This window comes from Bradyrhizobium sp. USDA3516, from assembly GCF_057651995.1.
This window is the reverse complement of record NZ_JBYGYN010000003.1, coordinates 240,837-260,937: the sequence shown is the minus strand read 5'-3', so window position 1 is coordinate 260,937 and position 20,101 is coordinate 240,837. Positions and strand designations below refer to the sequence as shown.

The following is a 20,101-nucleotide window of genomic DNA, read 5'->3' as shown; positions in this document are numbered from 1 at the left end:
CGAAGCAGAGAACTCAACGCTTAGGCAAGTTACTGATAAGCAATTTGAACGAGATGGGCGGACACGCGCCGCCGGCCCACGCTTCGCGTGGGTCAGAATGTCGTGACAGGACAGGAACGCTATTGCTCCTTCTCCTTGCCGGATCGGACGTCGAAATAGGTCCGCTTCGAATTATCCGGGCCGGAGCCGTAGGCGTAGTTCGGCGACGGAGTCTGATATCCCGGCGGCGGCTCCACCAGCGATTGGCGTGGCGGTTCCGACGTGAACGGCTTCGACTCGGCGTCGTTCCCTTTGAACAGTTTCCACAGCCCGCCGGTATATCCGAGTTCGGCAGGGCTCATCGTCGGATTGGCGGTGTTTCTGCCTGGCTGGACCGGATCATTGCCGGTCTTTTCGGCGGCGGCCGTCTTGTGGGCGTTCATCTCGGCGGGCGACAGCGGCTGGGCGTTTTTCCAATACTCCGTTGCCTTGTTTCCGGACTTCTTCCGCTGGGCGATGGCTTCCTTGCGCCGCTTCTCGTCGGGGTCCTTCGGCCAATTCGGCGCAGCCGTGGCTTCGGCGGCGGGCGGCGGCAGGTCGAGCCTGGGCGGCACGACCAGCGGCGAACGCTCGCGGTATTCGATGCCGGGTTTTTCCATGCGCGTGGCGCCAAGGCCGGTCATCAGGTTGTCGATGAGCTTCTCTTCGAAGGTCATGTCGTCGTCGTCGTCATCGTCGGCAGCACGGGCGGCGCCGGCCGACATGACGAGGCCGATGCCGAGCGCGACGGCGAACAATTTCAGGGCCAGCCAGCCCCCCGATTGGGGGCCTCGAACCATCGAACCGCTGGTCTTCGAGCTGCGCATTACCGTACCTGTTTCATATTGTAGCAGATTGCCGCTCACACGCGGCTCAAACCCTTGCAAAAGCCGGGTTCCACCTGCCGGTCCGTATCGGCCGGGATCAGGGCGCTTTTGCGGCGGGTACCCCCAGAAAGGAATCATACAATAGCGCTGCCACCCCAGCAACGATGGCCACGTCCGCGAGGTTAAACACATACCAATTATAGGTATTTCCGGCGATCTCGATGTGGAACAGGGCGAAATCCACCACCGCGCCATAGGCCAGGCGGTCGATGCCGTTGCCGATGGCGCCGCCGATGATCAGGCCGAGCGCGATCGTAGCGAGCATGGTGTGCGAGCGGGCCATCCAGATCGCCAGCGCAACCACCGCGATCACTTTGACGGCCATCAGCGCGAGCTGCGCGGCCTGGCTGTCGTTCTGCAGCCAGCCGAAGCTGATGCCGATATTCCAGGCCAGCACCAGGTCGAAGAACGGCGTCACCCGCACCGCGCCGCGACGGGCGAGGTCGAACACGTTCAACAGCCAGAGCTTCGAGGCCTGGTCGGCCACGAGCGTGACCATGGCCGCGAGGATGCCGGCGCGGAGCGGGGTCATGGCCGACCGATCAGACGCTCACCCCCAGCGCCTTCCACTCGCGCAGCGCCTTGGCATCGCGCGGGGTGACGTCGGGGTATTCGGCGTCTTCGCCGACCATCGGCGAGATCTTCCAGGAGCGGGCGCATTTGGTGCCGACCGCCTTCTCCACCACGACCGCGACGCCGGGGACGGCATCGAGGCGGAACGCCGAGGCCGGCGCCTCGCCCTCCCGCACCTCGTAGTTCGAGGTGATGCAGACTTCAGCCAGATCGATGTCGAACAAGGTCGCCAGCATGCCGCGATCGGCGACATAGATCACCGGCGATGCCTCGAGCGAGGAGCCGATGTTCTTGGCGGCGCGTTCCAGCTCGAGTGCGCCGGTGACGACGCGACGCACGTTGCGGATCGCCTCCCATTTCGCGGCGAGCTTGTCGTCGCGCAAGGCTTCGAGATCGGTCGGGAACAGCGTCAGGTGCACGGACGGCTCGGCGTCGGGCCGGTACATGCGCCACGCCTCCTCAGCGGTGAAGCTGAGGATCGGCGCCAGCCATTTCAGGATCGAGGCGCACAACAGGTCGATGGTCGTCAGCGCCGCCTTGCGCGTCAGCGAGGAGGGCGGATCGCAATACAGCGTATCCTTGCGGATGTCGAAGTAGAATGCGGAGAGCTCGCTGTTCAGGAACGCGGACAGGATCGCGACCACGGTCTTGTAGTCGAACTCCCGATAGGCCTTGTCGACTGCGGCGGCACGAACAGCGAGCTCGTGCAGCATCAGCCGCTCGAGCTCGGGCATCTCGGCGGGCGCGACTGCATCCGCCGGCTTGTAATGATGCAGCGTGCCCAGCATCCAGCGCACGGTGTTGCGCAGCTTGCGATAGGTCTCGACGGTGTTCTTCAGGATCTCGGGGCCGATGCGCTGGTCGTCGGTGTAGTCGCAGGACGCGACCCAGAGTCGGAGGATGTCGGCGCCGGATTCCTTGATGACGGCCTGCGGTTCGATGGTGTTGCCGAGCGATTTCGACATCTTGCGGCCGTCCTCGGCCTGGGTGAAGCCGTGGGTCAGCACGATGTCGTAAGGCGCGCGGCCGCGCGTGCCGCAGCTTTCCAGCAGCGAGGAGTGGAACCAGCCGCGGTGCTGGTCCGAGCCTTCCAGATACATCACCGTATCAGTGCCGCCGTCGACCTTGCGCTTGATGCCGGCCAGCCCGGGAAACTGCACGGGGTCTTCGAGCACGAAAGCGTGGGTCGAGCCGGAATCGAACCAGACGTCGAGAATGTCGTCGACCTTCTGCCAGTCTTCGTTGGCGCGGGGCCCGAGGAAGCGCTCGCGCGCGCCCGTGGCGTACCAGGCGTCGGCGCCTTCCTTCTCGAAGGCTTCGCCGATGCGCGCATTGACAGCCTCGTCCTGGAGGATCTCGGCGGAGCCGTCACCCTTCTCGCGCACGAACACGGCGATCGGCACGCCCCAGGCGCGCTGGCGCGAGATCACCCAGTCCGGGCGCGCCTCGATCATGCCGTTGATGCGGTTTTCGCCCGACGGCGGCACCCATTGCGTCACCGAGATCGCGTGCAGCGCGCGGGCGCGCAGCGTGTCGCCGGCCTTGGTCTTGCCGCCCTGCGCGATGTCCATAGCCCCGGGCTTGCCCGGGGCGTCCACAATAGGTTTATCCATCGCGATGAACCATTGCGGCGTGTTGCGGAAGATCACCGGTTTCTTGGAACGCCAGGAATGCGGATATTGATGCTTGAGCCGGCCACGCGCCAGCAGCATGCCTCTGTCGACGAGCGCCTTGATCACGGCCTCGTTGGCGTCGCCCTTCTCACCCTTGTCGGTGATGACGCGCTTGCCGGCAAAGCCCGGCGCATGATCGGTGTAGGCGCCGTTCTCGTCGACGGTGTAGGGGATCGCGGTGTTGATGCCACGCGCATCGAGATCGCGCGCCTGTGCCATCCAGACATCGAAGTCCTCGCGGCCATGGCCGGGTGCCGTGTGCACGAAGCCGGTGCCGGTGTCGTCGGTGACATGGTCGCCGGCCAGCAGCGGCACGATGAAGTCGTAGCCGCCGCCGACGCCTCTCAGCGGATGGGCACACTCGATCGCGTCCATGGTGTCGCCGGGGACGTCGCGGACCTTCTCATAAGCGGTCACGCGCGCCTGCTTGAAGACGTCTTGCGCGAGCGCATCGGCGAGGATGAGGAGGTCGCCGTTCCTGGCCCAATTGTCGGCGGGGGCGTCCGTCACCTTGTAGAGGCCGTAGGCGATCTTCGGCGAGAACGAGATGGCGCGGTTGCCGGGCAGCGTCCAGGGCGTGGTGGTCCAGATCACGACGCTTGCCGAGGCGAGCGCACCGTGCGCGGGCGAGGTCACCGGGAATTTCACCCAGACCGTATCGGACGTGTGGTCCTCGTACTCCACCTCGGCTTCGGCGAGCGCGGTCTTCTCGACCACGCTCCACATCACCGGCTTGGAGCCGCGATAGAGCGTGCCGTTGGCGGCGAACTTCATCAGCTCGCGCGCGATCTGGGCTTCGGCCGGATAGCTCATGGTGGCGTAGGGATGGTCCCAATCGCCGATCACCCCTAAGCGCTTGAACTCCTCGCGCTGCACGCCGAGCCAGTGCGTGGCATAGGCGCGGCATTCCCGGCGGAAATCGATCATCGCCGCGGAGTCGCGGAAGTCCGGCTTCTGCTTGCCCTTCTTGCGATAGTGCTCCTCCTCGACCTTCCACTCGATCGGCAGGCCGTGGCAGTCCCAGCCCGGCACGTAGTTGGAATCGAAGCCGAGCATCTGCTGGCTCTTGGTGACGAGATCCTTCAGGATCTTGTTCAGCGCCGTGCCGATATGGATGTTGCCGTTGGCGTAGGGCGGACCGTCATGAAGCACGAACTTGGCGCGGCCCTTCGCGCTCTGGCGCAGCTTGTCGTAGAGGCCGATCTCGTACCAGCGCTTGAGGATCTCCGGCTCGCGCTGCGGCAGGCCGGCGCGCATCGGGAATTCGGTCTGCGGCAGGAACAGGGTCTTCGAATAGTCTTTGGCTTCAGACTTTGGGGACTTTTGCGGCTTTTCGGACATGAGGCTGACTGGCTCGGAAAATGGCGCGGGAACGGATGGCGATGCGGAATCGGTGAAACGACGAAATCCCGGTCTTGCGCCGAGCCTTCAGGCTCAGGCGGAAGCCGGGCCGCTAATCCCTATGATGCGCCGCGCAAACATGGGCTCTCCATAGCAGGGGGGCGAGAGAAGCGCAAAAGGAAGCGCAAAGGTTCGGGGAGGCCCCGTTCAGGGCTCAATCGATCGCGCCCAGCCGCGGAAATGCGTCCGGGGCGGCGGCGAGCATGGCGCGGGCGCGGGCGGAATCGTTGTCCATCTGCCGGATCAGGGCCTCCAGACTATCGAATTTCAGCTCTTCGCGGATGAAGCCGATGAAGGCGCAGTCGAGCGCCTGGCCGTAGAGGTCGCCCTTGAAGTCGAACAGGAAGATTTCGAGCAGCGGGGCGCCATTGTCGAAGGTCGGACGGCGGCCGAAGCTGGCCACGCCGTCCAGGCGCTCGGTCCCGCGGCCGACCCGGACCGCGTAGATGCCGTGCTTGAGGCCGCAATTGGCATCCAGGCGGATGTTGGCGGTGGGATAGCCGAGGTCGCGGCCGCGCTTTTCGCCGTGGATCACCTCGCCGGTGATGAACCAGGGCGCGCCCAGCATGGTCGTGGCTTCGTCCAGCTGGCCCTCGGCAAGCGCGATCCGGATCGCGCTGGAGGAGACCGGCCGCTCGTCGATATCGACATGCGGCTGGACGTCGACCTCGATGCCGAGCCGGGGCGCCTCGTTGACCAGGAGGCTGGGCGAGCCGACCCGTCCCTTGCCGAAATGGAAGTCGTAGCCGACCGCGATGCCGCTGACGCCGAGACGCCCGATCAGGTCATGGTGAATGAAATCTTGCGCGCTGGTTCCGGCCCGCGCCTTGTCGAAGGTCATGACCACGGCGCCGGCAAGCCCGGTGCCGGCCAGAAGCCGCAGCTTGGCCCGCTCGTCCGTCAGGCGGAATTGCGGGGTGTTGGGGCTGAAAAACCGCCGCGGATGCGGCTCGAAGGTCAATGCCAGCGCAGGGCGGCCATGCACCCTGCCCATCTCCAGAGCAGCCGCGATGACGGCGCGATGGCCGAGATGAACGCCATCGAAATTGCCCATGGCGACCACGGCGCCCCTTGGAATCGCGGAATCCGGCGTTGTATCGCGGATGACGGTAAAAGGCGGAGCCATCAGGGGAATTCTCGAACCGGGCAGGACCGGCCCGGACCGTGGCGCGACCGGCACTGCGAAGTCAAGCGGCGGGCGGGCAGACATTGAACACGATTTCAAGCCTTCGGACCTGACCGCAGTTAACGCGCTGTTTAAGGCCTTGATGCTAGTCCTTGAGGCGTGGAACTGCCGGGCGCCGGCCTGGCAGTCCGATCGTAATATTCCTGGGTTTGCGTTGGGGGAGTCGAGATGGCGGTTGATTTGTCGATGCCGGTTCTGGTGGTGGATGACTACAGCACCATGATCCGAATCATCCGGAATCTGCTGAAGCAGCTTGGCTTCGAGAACATCGATGATGCCAGCGACGGTTCGGCAGCGCTGAACAAGATGCGCGGCAAGAAGTACGGGCTCGTGATCTCCGATTGGAACATGGAGCCGATGACGGGCTACGACCTCTTGCGCGAAGTCCGCGCGGATCCGAACCTCGCCACCACGCCCTTCATCATGATCACGGCCGAATCCAAGACCGAGAACGTGATCGCAGCCAAGAAGGCCGGCGTGAACAATTACATCGTCAAGCCGTTCAATGCGGCGACGCTGAAGACCAAGATCGAGGCGGTCTTCCCGGACATGGCGAGCGCGTAAGCGCCCGCTCTTCGCCGGATCAACAATCTTCCATTGGGATCGTCATGCCCGGGCTTGTCCCGGGCATCCACGTTCTTGGATGCAAAAAGGAAGACGTGGATGGCCGGGTCAAGCCCGGCCATGACGGCGTCAGACTCCAGAGACGCGCCTTAGCCGAAGTCATTCAAGCCGCAAGCCCTCACCACTTCAATTCGCGCATCAAGGCCTTCGGCGGGTGGCCGAACAGCTCCATCACCGAATTCGGGTCGAGCTGGTCGAGACCCTCGAACTCCTCGGCATGGATGCCGCGGGTGACGAACAGGCAGTCGATGCCGAATTCACGCGCGCCGGTCAGGTCGGTGCGGACGGAATCGCCGATCGCCAGCACCTTCTTCCGGTCGATCTGGTAGCCTTGGCGTTCGCCGGCGAGCGCCATGGCGCGCTCGTAGATCGGCCGGTGCGGCTTGCCGTAGAAGATCACCTCGCCGCCGAGCTCGCGGTAGAGCTCGGCGATGGCGCCGGCGCAGTAGATCAGCCGGTCGCCGCGTTCCACCACGATGTCGGGGTTGGCGCAGACCAGCGTCAGCTTGCGCTCGCGCGCCTTCAGCATCATGCCGCGATAGTCTTCCGCCGTCTCGGTCTCGTCGTCGTAGAGGCCGGTGCAGACGATGTAGTCGGCGTCCTCCAGCGGCGCGGTCACCGCATCGAGGCCGCGATAGATCGAGTTGTCGCGCTCGGGGCCGAGCCAGAACATCTTGCGACCGGGATGCTCGGCGACGTAGAGCCGGGTCAGATCGCCTGAAGATACGATCGCGTCGTAGGTCTCGTCGGGGACGCCGAGCTTGCGCAATTGCCGCTGCACGGAGTCGGCCGGCCGCGGCGCGTTGGTGATCAGGATCACCGTACCGCCGCGGCTGCGATAGGTGTGCAGCGCCTCGCAGGCCTCGGGGAAGGATTCCAGCCCATTATGGACCACGCCCCAGATATCGCTGAGCACGACCTCCACACCGCCCACGAGCGCGCGCAGGCCTTCGGCAAAATGCAGCGCGGTCATGACGTGCGCGGCCGATCAGATGCGGCGCGCGAGCGCGGCGTTGCCGGTGATGCGCTGGGGCGAAGGCGCCGAAGAGGTCGCGCCTGAGCTGGGTGTGGCGGAGCCATTGGATCCCTGAATATCCTGCGCCTGGTTGGGCGAGGCCCCGCCGGTAGCAGATGCCCCCTCCGGCCGCAATGGCCGGGGCGGCGCGAACAGGAAGCCCTGTCCAAACCGCACGTCATAGTCGAGCAGGTCGACCACGGCGCGCTCGCCTTCGATCCGTTCGGCGATCAGGTCGATGCCGAAGCGGCCGAGCAGGTCGGAGAGGTCGGACGGGTGGATGTCGGAGGCGGAGGCCTGCTTGGGATCGAGCAGCAGCGTGGCCGGCACCTTGATGAAGCGAACCCCGCGATCGGCCAGCTCGCGCGGCTCGATGCGCAGATCCGTGACATGGTCGATCGAGAAGCGGAAGCCGCGCTGGGCGAGCGCCGCGAGGTTCTCGGTCTCGGCGGGGCCGAGATTGCGGAAGGTCGACTGCTTGAACTCCAGCACCAGCGAGGGCGCCAGCGCGCGGTTGGCTTCCAGGAAATCGAGGCATTGCGCGAAGGTGGTGGAATTGCCCAGTGTGGAGGCCGCGACGTTGCAGAACACGCCGACGTCCTTGTTGCGCACCATCAGGCGCCGCAGCACCTGGACGCAGCGCAGCATCACCATGTTGTCGATGCGTCCGATGAGGCCCGAGGCTTCCGCGATGCTGATGAACTCTTCGGCGGCGACCAGCTGGTCGCGCTCGTCGCGCAGGCGCGTCACCGCCTCGTAGAACCGCACCTTGCGCTGCGGCAGCGTCACCATCGGCTGCAGGAAGATGTCGATGCGGTTCTCGTCGACCGCATTGCGCAGCGTCGCCAGCAGCTGGGTCTGGTTGCGCCCATTGGCGGTCTGAACGGGGGTGGCGGCCTGAACCTGCACCGCCGGCGGCGCCGGCCGTGGCGGGAGCTGCGGAAGCGGAGGAGGAGCGAGCGGCTTCTCCTCGAAGGGGGCAGCCAGATCGATCGGCGGTTCCGGCTCGGGCCTTGTGACCGGGGCGGGTGCGGGGGCCGGCGCGTTGCCGGCGAGCAGATCCTCATGGGCCGCCACCGTGGTGGCGAGCTGCCTGACCAATCCGCCGAGTTCGTTGATCTCGCCGATGACCGACTGGATGCGGTCGGAATTGGTCGAATTGGACGCGGCGATGCGGCTCTCGACCGCAGCCAGCCGGCGGCCGAACTCGGCCACCTGGCGGGCGAGGTCGGCGGTGCCGCGCGACAGGTCGGCGATCTGGCCGCCGACGTCGCTGCGGTCGCGCAGCCGCATCGATACGGCATTGTAAAGGATCAGGAAGGTCAGCGCGGTCAGCGCCACGATCGCCGATTCCGTTCCGCTGATGCCGGCGACCGAATAGAGCAAAAGCCCGAGCGAGGCCGCGACCAGGACCATGCAGATGGCGATGAAGATCGTCGAAATGCGAATCATGCCGCGCGTTATGCCTTTATGGGCTGAATGCCTCACCCGGGAAAAACACGGGTCGCGCTCGACTCCGTCACGCCTCATGCTCCCCAAGCATCGATGAGCCTAACATCATTGTTGATTCGAGGGGATAGTTGCTGTTTCGCAGCCCGGTCGGTCCCCCGCCGAAGCTTTCCAGGCAGCGGCTGCGAAACCTCGCAGGGCCTCCGCGGCTCAGGCGCGGAAATCAAGACGTTCTCAGCGGAAAATCATGCCGCCCTCAAGGCCAGCGCGCCGCATGCGCCCTATCGTCCCGGCGTTTTCAACCGCAGGAGATTGCCATGTCGACATCCGCCGCGCTCAAGCCAGCCGCCCCCAAGTCCGATCTTGCCGCCGTCAAGCAGCGCCAGCATGGCGCCTGGTCGTCGGGCGATTATGCCGTGGTCGGCACCACCTTGCAGATCGTCGGCGAACAGCTCTGCGAGGCCATCGACTTGCGTGCCGGCAGCAAGGTGCTGGACGTCGCTGCCGGCAATGGCAATGCGACGCTGGCGGCGGCGCGGCGCTGGTGTGACGTCACATCCACCGACTATGTGCCGGCGCTGCTCAAGCGCGGGCGCGAGCGCGCCATGGCCGAACATCTCGCGGTCGAGTTCCGCGAGGCGGATGCCGAGGCGCTGCCCTTTGCCGATGCCAGCTTCGACGTCGTGCTCTCCACTTTCGGCGTGATGTTCACCCCGGATCAGGACAAGGCGGCCTCCGAGCTCGCGCGTGTCTGCAAATCCGGCGGCAAGATCGGTCTCGCCAACTGGACGCCGCAAGGCTTCATCGGCCAGCTGTTCAAGACGATCGGCAAGCATTTGCCGCCGCCGGCGGGGGTGAAATCGCCGGCCATGTGGGGCACGACCGCACGGCTCGAGGAGATGTTCGGCGGCGTGGCCGCGGAGATCGCCGCCGAGCCGCGCATGTTCGTGTTCCGCTATCGCTCGCCGGACCACTGGCTCGACATCTTCAAGACCTTCTACGGCCCCACGCTGAAGGCGTTTGCCGCGCTCGACGCGAACGGGCAAGCCGCGCTGACGCGCGATCTCCTGGCGCTGCTCGAAGAGTTCAACCACGCCGATGACGGCACGATCGTGGTGCACAGCGAATATCTGGAAGCCGTGATCACCAAGCGCTGATAGTGCCTGAGGATGCGGTCAGGCCAGCTCGGGCCTGACCGCCACCGATCAAAATGGCGCGGTGGCGCCGACCGTGTCGGCGGAGACGGCGTCCCGGGTGCCGAGCGGCTTCGCCCGACCGGTGGTGGTATCGCGCAGCGTCTGCCGCTCGATCTCCGAATTCAGCTCGGCGCCGAACATGATGACGATCGCCGACATCCACATCCACGTCATCAGGCCGATCGCCGCGCCCAGCGAGCCGTAGGTCGCGTTGTAATTCGCGAATTCCGAGAGATACCAGGACAGCAGGGCGGAGCCCGCGATCCAGAGAATCGCGGCAATCACGGCGCCGAGGCTCAGCCATTGCCAGCGCGGCGCATCGCGGCTCGGCGCGAAGCGATAGAGGATGGCGAGTGCGACCAGCAGGATGATGAACAGCAGCGGCCAACGTGCCAGCGCCACGATCAGCTTGCTTTCGGGCGCCATGCCGAGATGATTGAGCGCAAGCGGGAAGGCGACGACGGCTCCCACCATCAACAGCAGCGCCACGATGCCGCCGACGGTGAAGGCCAGCGAGACCATGTTCAGCCGGATGAAGCTGCGCTTCTCGCGTTCCTCATAGGCGACGTTGAGCGCGTCGAAGATCGCCTTGACGCCGGCATTGGCGCTCCAGATCGCAAGCAGCAGGCCGACCAGGAAGGTGACGCCGAGCGTCGTATTGCCGTTCGACACCACGCGCGCGACCTGGTCCTCGACGATCTGGAACGATCCCTCGGGCAGCATGGTGGCAAGCGTGTGCAGATTGGCGCTGATCGTGGCGGGATCGGCGAACAGGGCATAGGAGGAGACGAGCGCGGTGACTGCGGGGAAGAGAGCGAGCAGCCCGAAGAAGACGACCCCGCCCGCCGTCGCGAGCAGGCGATCCTCGTCGATGCGCTGATAGGTCCGCCAGAAGATGTCCTTCCAGCCCGCCCAGGGGATCTCGAACGGGCTTTTCGCCCGGCGGCCGCGGCCCGGCTGCATCGCCGCACCGGCCGGGTGCGTTTCCGGGGAATTCGCTTCGCCCTTGCGGTGATGTTGCGGAGGCCCGGGCCTCGCCAGGCCGGAATCCTGAAAGTAGCGCTCCGCGGTCAGCACGAACACGGCCGTTGCCGCCACCAGCAGCCAGGAGTCGATCTGCTCGGAGCGCCGCGCCAACATCACGCCTCCAGATGGTGCCTGTTGCGTCGCCGCCGGGCGGCCGTCAGCCCGACCAGGCCGACCGCCGCGAGCATCAGGCCCAGCTGCACGGGGCGGTTGGCGCGGGCCGGCCAGGTTTTGATGCCGCCGCGCTCGCCCGGTGCGAGCGGCGCGAGAGGAATCGACGTCGCGACCTCCTTCACCGCCTCCTTGACTGTTCCACGCGGGATCCGGGGTGTGGCGACCGCCACGCGCAGACGGCTCGCGAGCGGGACGACCGGCTTGGCCTTGCGTCTCATCTGGGCCATGGCGACGGCGACACAGACCACAGCCAGCACCAGCAGCACTGCGGCGACGGCGCCAAATCCCCAGAACTGCCCGTAGGTGATCCCGACCCAGCGGTACAAGGCGACCAGTCCGACGAAAAATGCCGCGACAACGAACAGGCCGGCGACCGCGAACAGCCCGCCGGCCACTGCATAAGACGTCACCTTGCCGGTTGCCTGGCTGGTCTGGTCGCGCAGATAGGATTGAGCAGCGCGTTTGACGTGATTGAGCTTGAGCGCCATCCCGGCGCGCAGCAATTCGCCCGATGGCGCGAGCATGCGGACATCCTCCAAGGACTAGAAAATTCGTCGGGGGATGAACGTGGCGATATTTGACTTGTTCCGACGGAGCGCGATCGGCCGCGATGAATCAGCCGAGATCGGCGGCTGCGATCCAGAACACCTCGCCCTCGGAATCTTCGGTGTCCAGCCAGAGCAGCGGCAGTTCCGGAAAGGCCTCGTCGACCAGCTCGCGGCCGCGGCCGATCTCGCAGATCAGCCCGCCATCCGGCGTCAGGTGATCGGGCGCATCGCGCAGGATCCGGCGCACCACGTCGAGACCGTCGGCGCCGCCATCGAAGGCGAGCTTCGGCTCGGCCCGGCACTCCGGCGGCAATGCCGCCATGCCCTCGGCGTCGACATAGGGCGGGTTGGTGATGATCAGGTCGTATCTGTTGCCGCCGAGCGGGGCGAACAGATCGCCGCGATGGAGGCTGATGCGGTCCTCCAGCCCGTATTCGCCGACATTGCGCGCAGCCACCTCGAGCGCGCCCTTGGAGATGTCGACGGCGTCGACATTGGCGTTCGGGAAATGATGCGCGGCGAGGATCGCGAGGCATCCCGAGCCCGTGCAGAGATCGAGCACGCGCTCGACCGCCGTCGGGTCGTCGATCAGCGATCCGGCCTCGCCGTCGCCGCCGAAATGCGAATCCAGGAGCTCGCCGATGAAGGAGCGCGGAACGATGACGCGCTCGTCGACATAGAACGCCAGGCCGCGCATGTAGATCTTGTTGACGAGATAGGCGGCCGGTTTGCGCGTCGTGACGCGCTGATGGATGAGATCGAGGAGGGTCTTGCCTTCCGCGGCGGTGACGCGCGCGTTGGCAAAGATCTCGAACTGGTCGGGCGTGAGATGCAGCGCCTCGCAGACCAGGAACGCGGCTTCAGAGACGGGGTCGGTCGTGCCGTGGGCAAAGGCGAGCTTGGCCTCGACGAAGCGGCTCACCGCGTAGCGGACGAAGTCGAGCAGCGTGAGAAGCTCGCCGGGTCCCACCTTCGCGAGGTCAGGCGCGGCGCGGCCGCGCGCGGTCTTTTTCGTTGGCTTAGCCATCAGGATTTGGTCCAGCGTGCGACGGCTTCGTCGTCACGGGCATGGGCCTCGACCCAGCCGGTGCCGGTGGCGCTCTCTTCCTTCTTCCAGAACGGCGCGCTGGTCTTGAGATAGTCCATCAGGAACTCGGCCGCCTGGAACGCCGCCTGTCGGTGCTGCGAGGCGGTCACCACCAGCACGATGTTCTGGCCCGGCATGAAGCGGCCGACGCGGTGGATCACCGTGATGCCGTTGAGCGGCCAGCGCGAGACGGCCTCGTCGGCGTGGCGCCTGATCTCTTCCTCCGCCATGCCGGGATAATGTTCGAGCGTCAGCGCGGCGACGTTGGCGCTGTCCGCGTCGGCGCGGCAGATGCCGGAAAATGTCACCACAGCGCCGATATCGGTCCGGCTGCTCGTCAGCACCGAGATCTCGCGCGCGACGTCGAAATCGTCTTCCTGGATACGGATGGTGACGGGGCAGGTCATGAGGCTAGCCGCCGGTCATGGGCGGGAAGAACGCGATCTCGCGGGCGCCTGCGATTGTCGCGTCCTGCTTGACGTGAGCGCGGTCGATCGCGGCGCGGATCACCTTCGGCTTCTCGAACGCGTACGCATAGGCTTCGCTTTGGCCGGAGAGCCAGGCGATCAGCTCCTCGACGGTGCGTACGCTCGCGGGAGGCTCGATCGTCTCTTCGGCCTTGCCGACGCGCTCGCGTACCCAGGCGAAATACTTCACCTTCATCCCTCGTCCTCCTTGATGAGGTGATGGATGCCGGCGCGGAAATAGTCGTAGCCGGTGTACATGGTGAGGATCGCCGAAGCCCACAGCAGTGCGAGCCCAATCATCGAGACCACCGGCACCACCTGATCGCCGGCTGGGCCGGCGATCAGGAAGCCGATCGCAACCAGCTGGACCGTGGTTTTCCACTTCGCAAGCTTGGTCACGGGCACGCTGACGCGGAGCGCAGCCAGATATTCGCGCAGGCCCGAGACCAGGATTTCGCGGCACAGGATCACGATGGCGGCCCATAGCGACCAGCCGTGAATGATGCCATCCGCGGCCAGCATCAACAGACAGGAGGCGACCAGCAGCTTGTCGGCGATCGGATCGAGCATGCGGCCGAACGCCGATTGCTGATTCCAGATCCGCGCGTAATAGCCGTCAAGGTAGTCGGTCACCGCGGCGCCGATGAAGATGGCGACCGCGAGCCAGCGCAGCCAGAGCGGCTGATCCAGAATCGACTGTGCATAGATGCATCCGACCACGACCGGGATCGCGGCGATCCGGCCATAGGTCAGGATGTTGGGGAGGGACATCGCGCGGCTGGTGGTCCCTCGTGTCGTGGCGATGTTCATCCGTCCTACCAATACCGCTGCTGCCTGAACGTCAACCGTCCCGCACCCCAAATGAGGTGCGGACACGACGATCATATGACTGCGGTCCCCCTTTAGTTCATCCCGGCTGGGGATGGAAATACTCGAAAATCCTGCGGGCACTCTCGGCGCTCACCCCCGGAACCTTGCCGAGATCGGCGATCGAGGCCCGTTCGATCTCCTTCAGAGTTCCGAAATGGTGCAGCAAGGCACGTTTGCGTGACGGGCCGATGCCCGGAATCTCCTGCAAGCCGGCCTCGCGAATGTCTTTCTTGCGCAGCTTGCGGTGTGAGCCGATGACGAAGCGGTGGGCTTCGTCGCGCAGGCGCTGAATGAAATAGAGCACGGGATCGCGCGGCTCCAGCTTGATCGCCTCGCGCTCCGGCATGAACAGGGTTTCGCGGCCGGCATCCCGGTCCGGTCCCTTGGCGACCGACATCAGCGACACCTGGGCCAGGCCGAGATTGGCGAATATCTCGCGCACCGCGTTGAGCTGGCCGCGGCCGCCGTCGATGATCACGAGGTCGGGCCATTGCGGGAAATCGTCGTCCTTGGCCTTGCTGGCGGCGTCCTCGGGCGGATTGATCAGGCGCTTGAAGCGGCGCTCCAGCACCTCGCGCATCATGGCGAAGTCGTCGCCGGGCGTGATGCCTTCCGACTTGATGTTGAACTTGCGGTACTGGTTCTTCACGAAGCCATCGGGGCCGGCGACGATCATGGCGCCGACCGCATTGGTGCCCTGGATGTGGCTGTTGTCGTAGACCTCGATGCGCTTGGGCACGTGCGGCAGGCTCAGCGTCGCGGCCATGGCCTCGAGCAGCCGGCCTTGCGTCGCGGTGTCCGCGAGCTTGCGGCCGAGCGCCTCGCGCGCATTGGTCAGCGCGTGGGTGACCAGCTCCTTCTTCTCGCCGCGCTTGGGCGCGGTGACCTCGACCTTGTGGCCGGCCTTGATCGACAGCGCATTGGCGAGCAGCTCGCTCTCCTCGATCTCGTGCGAGAGCAGGATGTTCTTCGGCGGAGGCTTGTCGTCGTAGAACTGGGCGAGGAAGGAGCCGAGCACCTCCTCCGGGGTGAAGCTCTTCTCCGCGCGTGGAAAATAGGCGCGGTTGCCCCAGTTCTGTCCGGTGCGGAAGAAGAACACCTCGACGCAGGAGAAGCCGCCCTCCTGGTGGATGGCGAACACGTCGGCTTCCTCGACCGTGCGCGGATTGATGCCCTGCTGCGACTGGATCGCCGACAGCGCGGCGAGGCGGTCGCGGTACAGTGCGGCGCGCTCGAATTCGAGCTCGTTTGAGGCCTTCTCCATCTCGCCGGCGAGCTCCTGCTTCACCGCCTGGCTCTTGCCGGAGAGGAAGTCGCTCGCCTCGCGCACCAGCGTCGAATAGCCGCCGAAATCGATCTCGCGGGTGCAGGGTCCGGCGCAGCGGCGGATCTGGTGGAGCAGGCAGGGCCGGGTGCGGCTCTCGAAGAAGGAATCGGTGCAGGAGCGGATCAGGAACGCGCGCTGCAGCGCCGTGATGGTGCGGTTGACCGCGCCGGCGGAGGCAAACGGGCCGAAATAGCGCCCGGGCCGGGTCTGCGCACCGCGATGTTTCAGGATCTGCGGCGCCCAATGATCGCCGGTGATCAGGATGTAGGGGAACGATTTGTCGTCGCGAAGCTGCACGTTGAAGCGCGGCCGCAGCTGCTTGATGAGGTTGGCTTCCAGCAGCAGCGCCTCGGTCTCGGTCGTGGTCGAGACGATCTCGACGGTGACGGTGGCCGCGATCATGCGCAGGATGCGGGCCGGCAGCGGCGCGCTCTGGCGCGCATAACTGGACAGGCGCTTTTTGACGTTCTTGGCCTTGCCGACATAGAGCACGTCGGCATTCGCATTGAGCATGCGGTAGACGCCGGGTGAGGTGGGCGCGAGGCGGACCGCGCGCTCGATCGCCTCGTGACCGGTCGCGAGCGGGCCTTCGCCGACAGCGCCGCTCTCTTCCAGGATGTCCGGCAGCAGGGCGTCGTCCTCGTCATCGCCCCCTGCCGCGGCGGGATCGACGTCCGGCGCGGCCAGCCGCTCGGGCGGCGTGTCGCTCGCAGCAGCCGGCGGCGACTTGCGCGCGCGGTCGTCCGGATTGTCGGGGGAATCGTGAACCATGGGGCGAATTTAGGCGCTGGGGGTGCCGATTTGAAGTTCCGGCCGTGCGGCACGCACAGATGGCGGCCAGTTCCCGGTAACGCTTCCTTAAGTCTGTTAAGCGGGCGGTAACCCGGCTTAACAGGCCTTTAACTTAAAACTCTCGATAAATCCTACGCGAAAAGTTCTTGGTTCCGTAACCATGCGGTTTTGCTCGCGCGGCGGCGCGGGCATCGCTCGGGTTGCGACGATTGCGTTGGAGTGAGTGATGAAGAGGCTCGTTGTGGGCGCAGCCGCGTTGGTTGCAGCCGGCTGGTCAGCTTCGGCAGAGGCCGCCGATCTCAATTACGGGCAGCGGGCGCCCTACACCGTCAATCAGCCGCTCAATGCCTATAGCTGGGCGGGTCCCTATCTCGGCGGCAACATCGGCTATGAATGGGGCTCGGTCGACAACAACCCCACCAAGCCGTCCGGCTTCGTCGGCGGGGTGCAGGCCGGCTACAATTTCCAGAACGGCCCGTGGGTGTTCGGCGTCGAGGGCGACATTCAGGCCGCCGGCGCCGACGACACCTTTGCGCCGTGGAAATTCTCCAATCCGTGGTTCGGCACCCTGCGTGGCCGCGCCGGCTATGCGTTCAACAACGTGCTGTTCTACGGCACCGCCGGTCTCGCCTTCGGCGAGCTGCGGGCGCAGACCTTCGGCTGGTCGGAGTCGCACACCAGTGCCGGCTGGACCATCGGCGCCGGTGCGGAAGTCGGCCTCGCGCCGAACTGGAGCGCCAAGCTCGAATATCTCTACATCGATCTGTCGACCAGCCAGTTCGCAATTACGGGCGTGTCAAACGGCTATAGCGCCAACGTTGTGCGCGCAGGCGTGAATTACCGCTTCTGACATCCAAAGAAGAAAATACCGGACCAGCCTCCCGGCCGCTCGCGGCCGGGATTTTTTTGCGCCAGGCGCGCTAGGAGAGGATCACCAGATTGACCGCCTTCGGTCCCTTCCCCTTCTTGTCCGGTTCGACTTCGAAAGTAATACGCTGTCCTTCGGCAAGGTCCTTCAGTCCCGCCCGCTCCACAGCGGTGATGTGAACGAAGACATCGCGACCGCCGTCGTCAGGCTTGATGAAGCCGTAGCCGCGCTCGCCGTTGAAGAACTTGACCGTTCCCGTCATGGCCATCGGGAAACTCCCCCTCATTGCTCCTCCGTCGCGACGCAGACTCACGTCGCGACATGACCGGGCCTTACGGAGCCCGGGAGCTGGCCATCCTTGGACGGACCTATTGGTCCGGCGGGATCTTTCTTAGGGCCTTCACTCCGCCGCAACCATTCGCGGAAGCGGAACGTAAAGCCAGTCACGGAAATAGCATAATACGGTTCTTTGCAGATTGACTACCGGTCCTGCATATTTTTCCCAAGAATGCCGGAGTGTTACGGCTTGGCATTACGGCTTGGCGTCAAGGCCTTGGCGTCAAGGCTTGGGCACCTCCAGTCGGAATCTGGCAGCCCCGCCCTGGCCGAGCGGTATTTCCAGCTCCGGCAGAATGGTCTTGAGCTCGCCGTGCAGCGTGTAGGGCGGGTTGACGATCAGGAGTCCGGTGGAGGTGAGGGCGGCGCTGTCGGCTTGCGGCGCGACGCTGAATTCGAGGCGCAGGCATTTTCCAGGCGGCTTTGCTGCAGCTGCGAGCCGCGCCACGGTTTGCGCCAGCGTGTCGGTGGCGCGCCGGTTCTTGGCGGGATACCAGATTACGTAGATACCGGTCGGCCATTTCGCGAACGCCGCCGAGAAGGCTTCGCCCAGCCGCTCGAACTCGTCCTTTGCCTCGAAGGGCGGATCGATCAGCACGAGGCCACGCCGCTCCTTCGGCGGCACGAAGGCCGGCAGCGCCACCCAGCCGTCAAGATCGACCACGCGGGCCTGCTCGTCGCGGCGCAGCGCATCGATCAGCGCTTTCCGGGCCTTCGGCTCGAGCTCGCAGGCGACGAGCCGGTCCTGCGGCCTGAGCAGGCCGCGCGCGATCAACGGCGAACCCGGATAGACCTTGAGCTCCGCCTTCGGATTGAAGGCGCGGACGATGTCGAGATAAGGCTTCGTCAGCGCCGCGCTCTCGTTCGACAGACGGGACTGCAGCAGCCGCGCGATGCCGGTCAGCCATTCGCCGCCCCGGCGCGCCTCGTCGCTGTCGAGATCGTAGAGGCCGGCGCCGGCATGGGTGTCGATGACGCGGAACGCTGCCGGCTTGTCCTGCAGGTAAGTGAGGATGCGCGCCAGCACGATGTGCTTGATGACATCGGCGAAGCTGCCGGCGTGGAAGGCGTGGCGGTAGTTCATGGCAAGAGCACTACGCCACGTGAAGGCTTGAGCAAAGAGCGACGATCACGCGTCCCGGACGCGGTGCAGCGTGTAACGCTGCGCCGCTGAGCCGGGACCCAGCTCTTCTTGCGTGATGGGCCCCGGATCAGCAGTGCACTACGCCGCGTCGCGGCGCATTGCACTGCGTCCGGGGAACGATATCTTGGCCTACCCGCCCCGGATCGGCGGCATGGTCACCTGGTCGCGGCGGCAGGCGCGGCGCTCGATCTCGTCGCAGGCGCGGAATTGCAGGTCCTTGCTGAGGCAGATGCGGACCTCGGACAGCCGTGTCCGGTTGCAGGTGACCGAGACGGCGGCACTGCTGAGACCTGGATTGGCCTTGATGAAGGCCTCCTCGACCTCCGCCGGCGCGACGGTCTTGGCCTGCGACAGATCGAGATATTCGGCCGGAATCTTGATCGCGGCACGCGCCTTGCGGATCATCTCGAAATAGCCGCGGCCCTCCAGCCCGGAGCAGGTGCCGTGCTTGTCCCACTCGTTGAAGATCAGGCCCGGCGCCGGCATCAAATCGAGCATCGAGGAGACGATGTTGCGGTTCAGCCGCGGCGCCGGGCGCTGGCAATACTCCGGAAAGCCGTTCTCGTATTGCGGCCACAGCCCATGCACCACGAAGGCGTAGGGCCGTCCGCCGCATTGCATCTGGGACCGGCCGCCCCGTTCGGCGGCTTCCTCGCAGAACGAGGGCGACCATGACAGCGCCAGCACGTAGAAATCGAACTCGCCGGGTGCGTTCTGCCGCCTGTCCTGCGCCTTCGCACCGCCGGCCAGGCTGGCCAACCCCGCAGCGAGAGTGAGCGAGATCATCAAACGGGACAACGAACGCAATCTGAAGTGAAACATGGCGACGCCCTTCAACTAGACTGTGCATACACAGCCTAGCAGGGGATGGGAACATTTCAAGAACAAAATTGCGGTGGCAGTCATCGGGCTGGCTGATCAGCCCGAATCAGCCGCTGGTGGGAATCAGGGCCTGGCGGCGCGGCAGGCCGGATTGTAGGCCCAGTTGCGATCCACCCCGACGACGCACCATTCGACGCCATTGCCGTAGGCGGCAAAGCCGCCATCCTCGATGATCGAGAAATGCACCTTGCGCGCCTTGCCGTCATTGAGCATGGCCTCGCCGCTGCAATAGCGGCGCGGAATGTTGTCGGACTGCCAGGGCCGGAACGCGGTCTCGCGAACGGCGGAGAAGCCGGTGATCTGCAACGAGGAATTCCAGAACGTGGACTCCTTCTCGGCGAACTCGTGCACGATCCTCGGCAGAGCCCAGTCGCAAGGGGCGACGGCGCCGTCATAGCGCGGCCCGCTCAGCCAGAAATTCAGCTCCAGCGGATTGGCAGCTTTTGCCTCGCCAAGCGAGAGTGCCCCGAACATGAGGCCGAGCATGGCGGCAAAGCGGAGCGATTTCGGGAAGGGGGCGGGCATGGTCAATCCGGACAGTTCAGGTCTTGCGAAGGT

20 protein-coding genes are annotated in these 20,101 nt (G+C 65.4%); 3 read left to right on the top strand and 17 right to left on the bottom strand.

All coding sequences use genetic code 11. The features are described from left to right. Window positions 1-119: 119 nt before the first annotated feature. From AC24YW_RS11435 to AC24YW_RS11420, 4 genes are all read right to left on the bottom strand, one after another. Entirely contained in the window at window positions 120-845 is a 726-nt protein-coding gene (locus tag AC24YW_RS11435) for a hypothetical protein (protein WP_487483293.1), read from the bottom strand. 97 nt (window positions 846-942) lie between these two features. Beyond that, complete coding sequence (gene lspA / locus AC24YW_RS11430; protein WP_487482827.1) at window positions 943-1,437, bottom strand: signal peptidase II; 495 nt, start codon at window positions 1,435-1,437, stop codon at window positions 943-945. A gap of 10 nt (window positions 1,438-1,447) precedes the next feature. Then, window positions 1,448-4,492, bottom strand: coding sequence for an isoleucine--tRNA ligase (ileS, locus tag AC24YW_RS11425; protein WP_487482826.1), 3,045 nt, complete (start codon window positions 4,490-4,492; stop codon window positions 1,448-1,450). A gap of 214 nt (window positions 4,493-4,706) precedes the next feature. Next, window positions 4,707-5,678, bottom strand: coding sequence for a bifunctional riboflavin kinase/FAD synthetase (locus AC24YW_RS11420; protein WP_487482825.1), 972 nt, complete (start codon window positions 5,676-5,678; stop codon window positions 4,707-4,709). Between the two features lie 228 nt (window positions 5,679-5,906). Between AC24YW_RS11420 and AC24YW_RS11415 the strand changes: the two genes are divergently transcribed. Next, window positions 5,907-6,302: a response regulator gene (locus AC24YW_RS11415; protein WP_008567674.1), complete on the top strand. Its 396-nt coding sequence runs from the start codon at window positions 5,907-5,909 to the stop codon at window positions 6,300-6,302. 178 nt (window positions 6,303-6,480) lie between these two features. Here the strand turns inward: AC24YW_RS11415 and AC24YW_RS11410 are convergent, their stop codons facing one another. Both AC24YW_RS11410 and AC24YW_RS11405 read right to left on the bottom strand, forming a co-directional pair. Continuing rightward, complete coding sequence (locus AC24YW_RS11410; RefSeq protein ID WP_487482824.1) at window positions 6,481-7,335, bottom strand: TIGR01459 family HAD-type hydrolase; 855 nt, start codon at window positions 7,333-7,335, stop codon at window positions 6,481-6,483. Between the two features lie 15 nt (window positions 7,336-7,350). Beyond that, a complete protein-coding gene (locus tag AC24YW_RS11405) occupies window positions 7,351-8,829 on the bottom strand; it encodes an EAL domain-containing protein (protein WP_487482823.1) in 1,479 nt (492 codons plus the stop codon). 314 nt (window positions 8,830-9,143) lie between these two features. Here AC24YW_RS11405 and AC24YW_RS11400 point away from each other — a divergent pair, with 314 nt between their 5' ends. After that, a complete protein-coding gene (locus AC24YW_RS11400; protein ID WP_487482822.1) occupies window positions 9,144-9,983 on the top strand; it encodes a class I SAM-dependent methyltransferase in 840 nt (279 codons plus the stop codon). A gap of 48 nt (window positions 9,984-10,031) precedes the next feature. On the opposite strand, the gene AC24YW_RS11395 is transcribed toward AC24YW_RS11400, so the two are convergent. The 7 genes from AC24YW_RS11395 to uvrC all read right to left on the bottom strand — a co-directional run bounded on the left by AC24YW_RS11395 (window position 10,032) and on the right by uvrC (window position 16,292). Further along, window positions 10,032-11,162: a YihY/virulence factor BrkB family protein gene (locus tag AC24YW_RS11395; RefSeq protein ID WP_487482821.1), complete on the bottom strand. Its 1,131-nt coding sequence runs from the start codon at window positions 11,160-11,162 to the stop codon at window positions 10,032-10,034. After that, on the bottom strand, window positions 11,162-11,746 hold the full coding sequence (locus AC24YW_RS11390; protein ID WP_487482820.1) for a phage holin family protein: 585 nt from the start codon (window positions 11,744-11,746) through the stop codon (window positions 11,162-11,164). Before AC24YW_RS11390 ends, AC24YW_RS11395 begins: the two co-directional genes overlap by 1 nt. Before the next feature lie 91 nt (window positions 11,747-11,837). Beyond that, on the bottom strand, window positions 11,838-12,797 hold the full coding sequence (gene prmB / locus AC24YW_RS11385; RefSeq protein WP_487482819.1) for a 50S ribosomal protein L3 N(5)-glutamine methyltransferase: 960 nt from the start codon (window positions 12,795-12,797) through the stop codon (window positions 11,838-11,840). After that, window positions 12,797-13,264, bottom strand: a complete 468-nt coding sequence (locus AC24YW_RS11380; protein WP_487482818.1) for a molybdenum cofactor biosynthesis protein MoaE — start codon at window positions 13,262-13,264, stop codon at window positions 12,797-12,799. The genes prmB and AC24YW_RS11380 overlap by 1 nt, the downstream gene beginning before the upstream one ends. 4 nt (window positions 13,265-13,268) lie before the next feature. Then, window positions 13,269-13,520, bottom strand: a complete 252-nt coding sequence (gene moaD, locus AC24YW_RS11375) for a molybdopterin converting factor subunit 1 (RefSeq protein ID WP_487482817.1) — start codon at window positions 13,518-13,520, stop codon at window positions 13,269-13,271. Beyond that, on the bottom strand, window positions 13,517-14,134 hold the full coding sequence (pgsA, locus tag AC24YW_RS11370) for a CDP-diacylglycerol--glycerol-3-phosphate 3-phosphatidyltransferase (RefSeq protein WP_487482816.1): 618 nt from the start codon (window positions 14,132-14,134) through the stop codon (window positions 13,517-13,519). The genes moaD and pgsA overlap by 4 nt, the downstream gene beginning before the upstream one ends. 97 nt (window positions 14,135-14,231) lie before the next feature. Then, window positions 14,232-16,292, bottom strand: a complete 2,061-nt coding sequence (uvrC, locus tag AC24YW_RS11365; RefSeq protein ID WP_487482815.1) for an excinuclease ABC subunit UvrC — start codon at window positions 16,290-16,292, stop codon at window positions 14,232-14,234. A gap of 247 nt (window positions 16,293-16,539) precedes the next feature. Between uvrC and AC24YW_RS11360 the strand changes: the two genes are divergently transcribed. After that, window positions 16,540-17,163, top strand: a complete 624-nt coding sequence (locus AC24YW_RS11360; protein WP_487482814.1) for an outer membrane protein — start codon at window positions 16,540-16,542, stop codon at window positions 17,161-17,163. A gap of 70 nt (window positions 17,164-17,233) precedes the next feature. On the opposite strand, the gene AC24YW_RS11355 is transcribed toward AC24YW_RS11360, so the two are convergent. The 4 genes from AC24YW_RS11355 to AC24YW_RS11340 form a co-directional block, all read right to left on the bottom strand. Further along, window positions 17,234-17,449, bottom strand: a complete 216-nt coding sequence (locus AC24YW_RS11355; protein WP_008544396.1) for a cold-shock protein — start codon at window positions 17,447-17,449, stop codon at window positions 17,234-17,236. A 291-nt stretch (window positions 17,450-17,740) separates the two neighbouring features. Further along, complete coding sequence (locus tag AC24YW_RS11350) at window positions 17,741-18,601, bottom strand: 23S rRNA (adenine(2030)-N(6))-methyltransferase RlmJ (protein ID WP_487482813.1); 861 nt, start codon at window positions 18,599-18,601, stop codon at window positions 17,741-17,743. A gap of 189 nt (window positions 18,602-18,790) precedes the next feature. Then, entirely contained in the window at window positions 18,791-19,483 is a 693-nt protein-coding gene (locus AC24YW_RS11345) for a ribonuclease T2 family protein (protein ID WP_487482812.1), read from the bottom strand. A 123-nt stretch (window positions 19,484-19,606) separates the two neighbouring features. Further along, window positions 19,607-20,068 carry a hypothetical protein gene (locus tag AC24YW_RS11340; protein ID WP_487482811.1) on the bottom strand — a complete coding sequence of 154 codons (462 nt, stop codon included), beginning with the start codon at window positions 20,066-20,068 and terminating at the stop codon, window positions 19,607-19,609. Between the last annotated feature and the right edge of the window lie 33 nt (window positions 20,069-20,101).

Excerpts from the sequence above, each read along its gene's own strand:
- AC24YW_RS11435 (WP_487483293.1), bottom strand. The coding sequence starts at position 845 with ATGCGCAGCTCGAAGACCAGCGGTTCGATGGTTCGAGGCCCCCAATCG.
- lspA (WP_487482827.1), bottom strand. The coding sequence starts at position 1,437 with ATGACCCCGCTCCGCGCCGGCATCCTCGCGGCCATGGTCACGCTCGTG.
- ileS (WP_487482826.1), bottom strand. The coding sequence starts at position 4,492 with ATGTCCGAAAAGCCGCAAAAGTCCCCAAAGTCTGAAGCCAAAGACTAT.
- AC24YW_RS11420 (WP_487482825.1), bottom strand. The coding sequence starts at position 5,678 with ATGGCTCCGCCTTTTACCGTCATCCGCGATACAACGCCGGATTCCGCG.
- AC24YW_RS11415 (WP_008567674.1), top strand. The coding sequence starts at position 5,907 with ATGGCGGTTGATTTGTCGATGCCGGTTCTGGTGGTGGATGACTACAGC.
- AC24YW_RS11410 (WP_487482824.1), bottom strand. The coding sequence starts at position 7,335 with ATGACCGCGCTGCATTTTGCCGAAGGCCTGCGCGCGCTCGTGGGCGGT.
- AC24YW_RS11405 (WP_487482823.1), bottom strand. The coding sequence starts at position 8,829 with ATGATTCGCATTTCGACGATCTTCATCGCCATCTGCATGGTCCTGGTC.
- AC24YW_RS11400 (WP_487482822.1), top strand. The coding sequence starts at position 9,144 with ATGTCGACATCCGCCGCGCTCAAGCCAGCCGCCCCCAAGTCCGATCTT.
- AC24YW_RS11395 (WP_487482821.1), bottom strand. The coding sequence starts at position 11,162 with ATGTTGGCGCGGCGCTCCGAGCAGATCGACTCCTGGCTGCTGGTGGCG.
- AC24YW_RS11390 (WP_487482820.1), bottom strand. The coding sequence starts at position 11,746 with ATGCTCGCGCCATCGGGCGAATTGCTGCGCGCCGGGATGGCGCTCAAG.
- prmB (WP_487482819.1), bottom strand. The coding sequence starts at position 12,797 with ATGGCTAAGCCAACGAAAAAGACCGCGCGCGGCCGCGCCGCGCCTGAC.
- AC24YW_RS11380 (WP_487482818.1), bottom strand. The coding sequence starts at position 13,264 with ATGACCTGCCCCGTCACCATCCGTATCCAGGAAGACGATTTCGACGTC.
- moaD (WP_487482817.1), bottom strand. The coding sequence starts at position 13,520 with ATGAAGGTGAAGTATTTCGCCTGGGTACGCGAGCGCGTCGGCAAGGCC.
- pgsA (WP_487482816.1), bottom strand. The coding sequence starts at position 14,134 with ATGAACATCGCCACGACACGAGGGACCACCAGCCGCGCGATGTCCCTC.
- uvrC (WP_487482815.1), bottom strand. The coding sequence starts at position 16,292 with ATGGTTCACGATTCCCCCGACAATCCGGACGACCGCGCGCGCAAGTCG.
- AC24YW_RS11360 (WP_487482814.1), top strand. The coding sequence starts at position 16,540 with ATGAAGAGGCTCGTTGTGGGCGCAGCCGCGTTGGTTGCAGCCGGCTGG.
- AC24YW_RS11355 (WP_008544396.1), bottom strand. The coding sequence starts at position 17,449 with ATGGCCATGACGGGAACGGTCAAGTTCTTCAACGGCGAGCGCGGCTAC.
- AC24YW_RS11350 (WP_487482813.1), bottom strand. The coding sequence starts at position 18,601 with ATGAACTACCGCCACGCCTTCCACGCCGGCAGCTTCGCCGATGTCATC.
- AC24YW_RS11345 (WP_487482812.1), bottom strand. The coding sequence starts at position 19,483 with ATGTTTCACTTCAGATTGCGTTCGTTGTCCCGTTTGATGATCTCGCTC.
- AC24YW_RS11340 (WP_487482811.1), bottom strand. The coding sequence starts at position 20,068 with ATGCCCGCCCCCTTCCCGAAATCGCTCCGCTTTGCCGCCATGCTCGGC.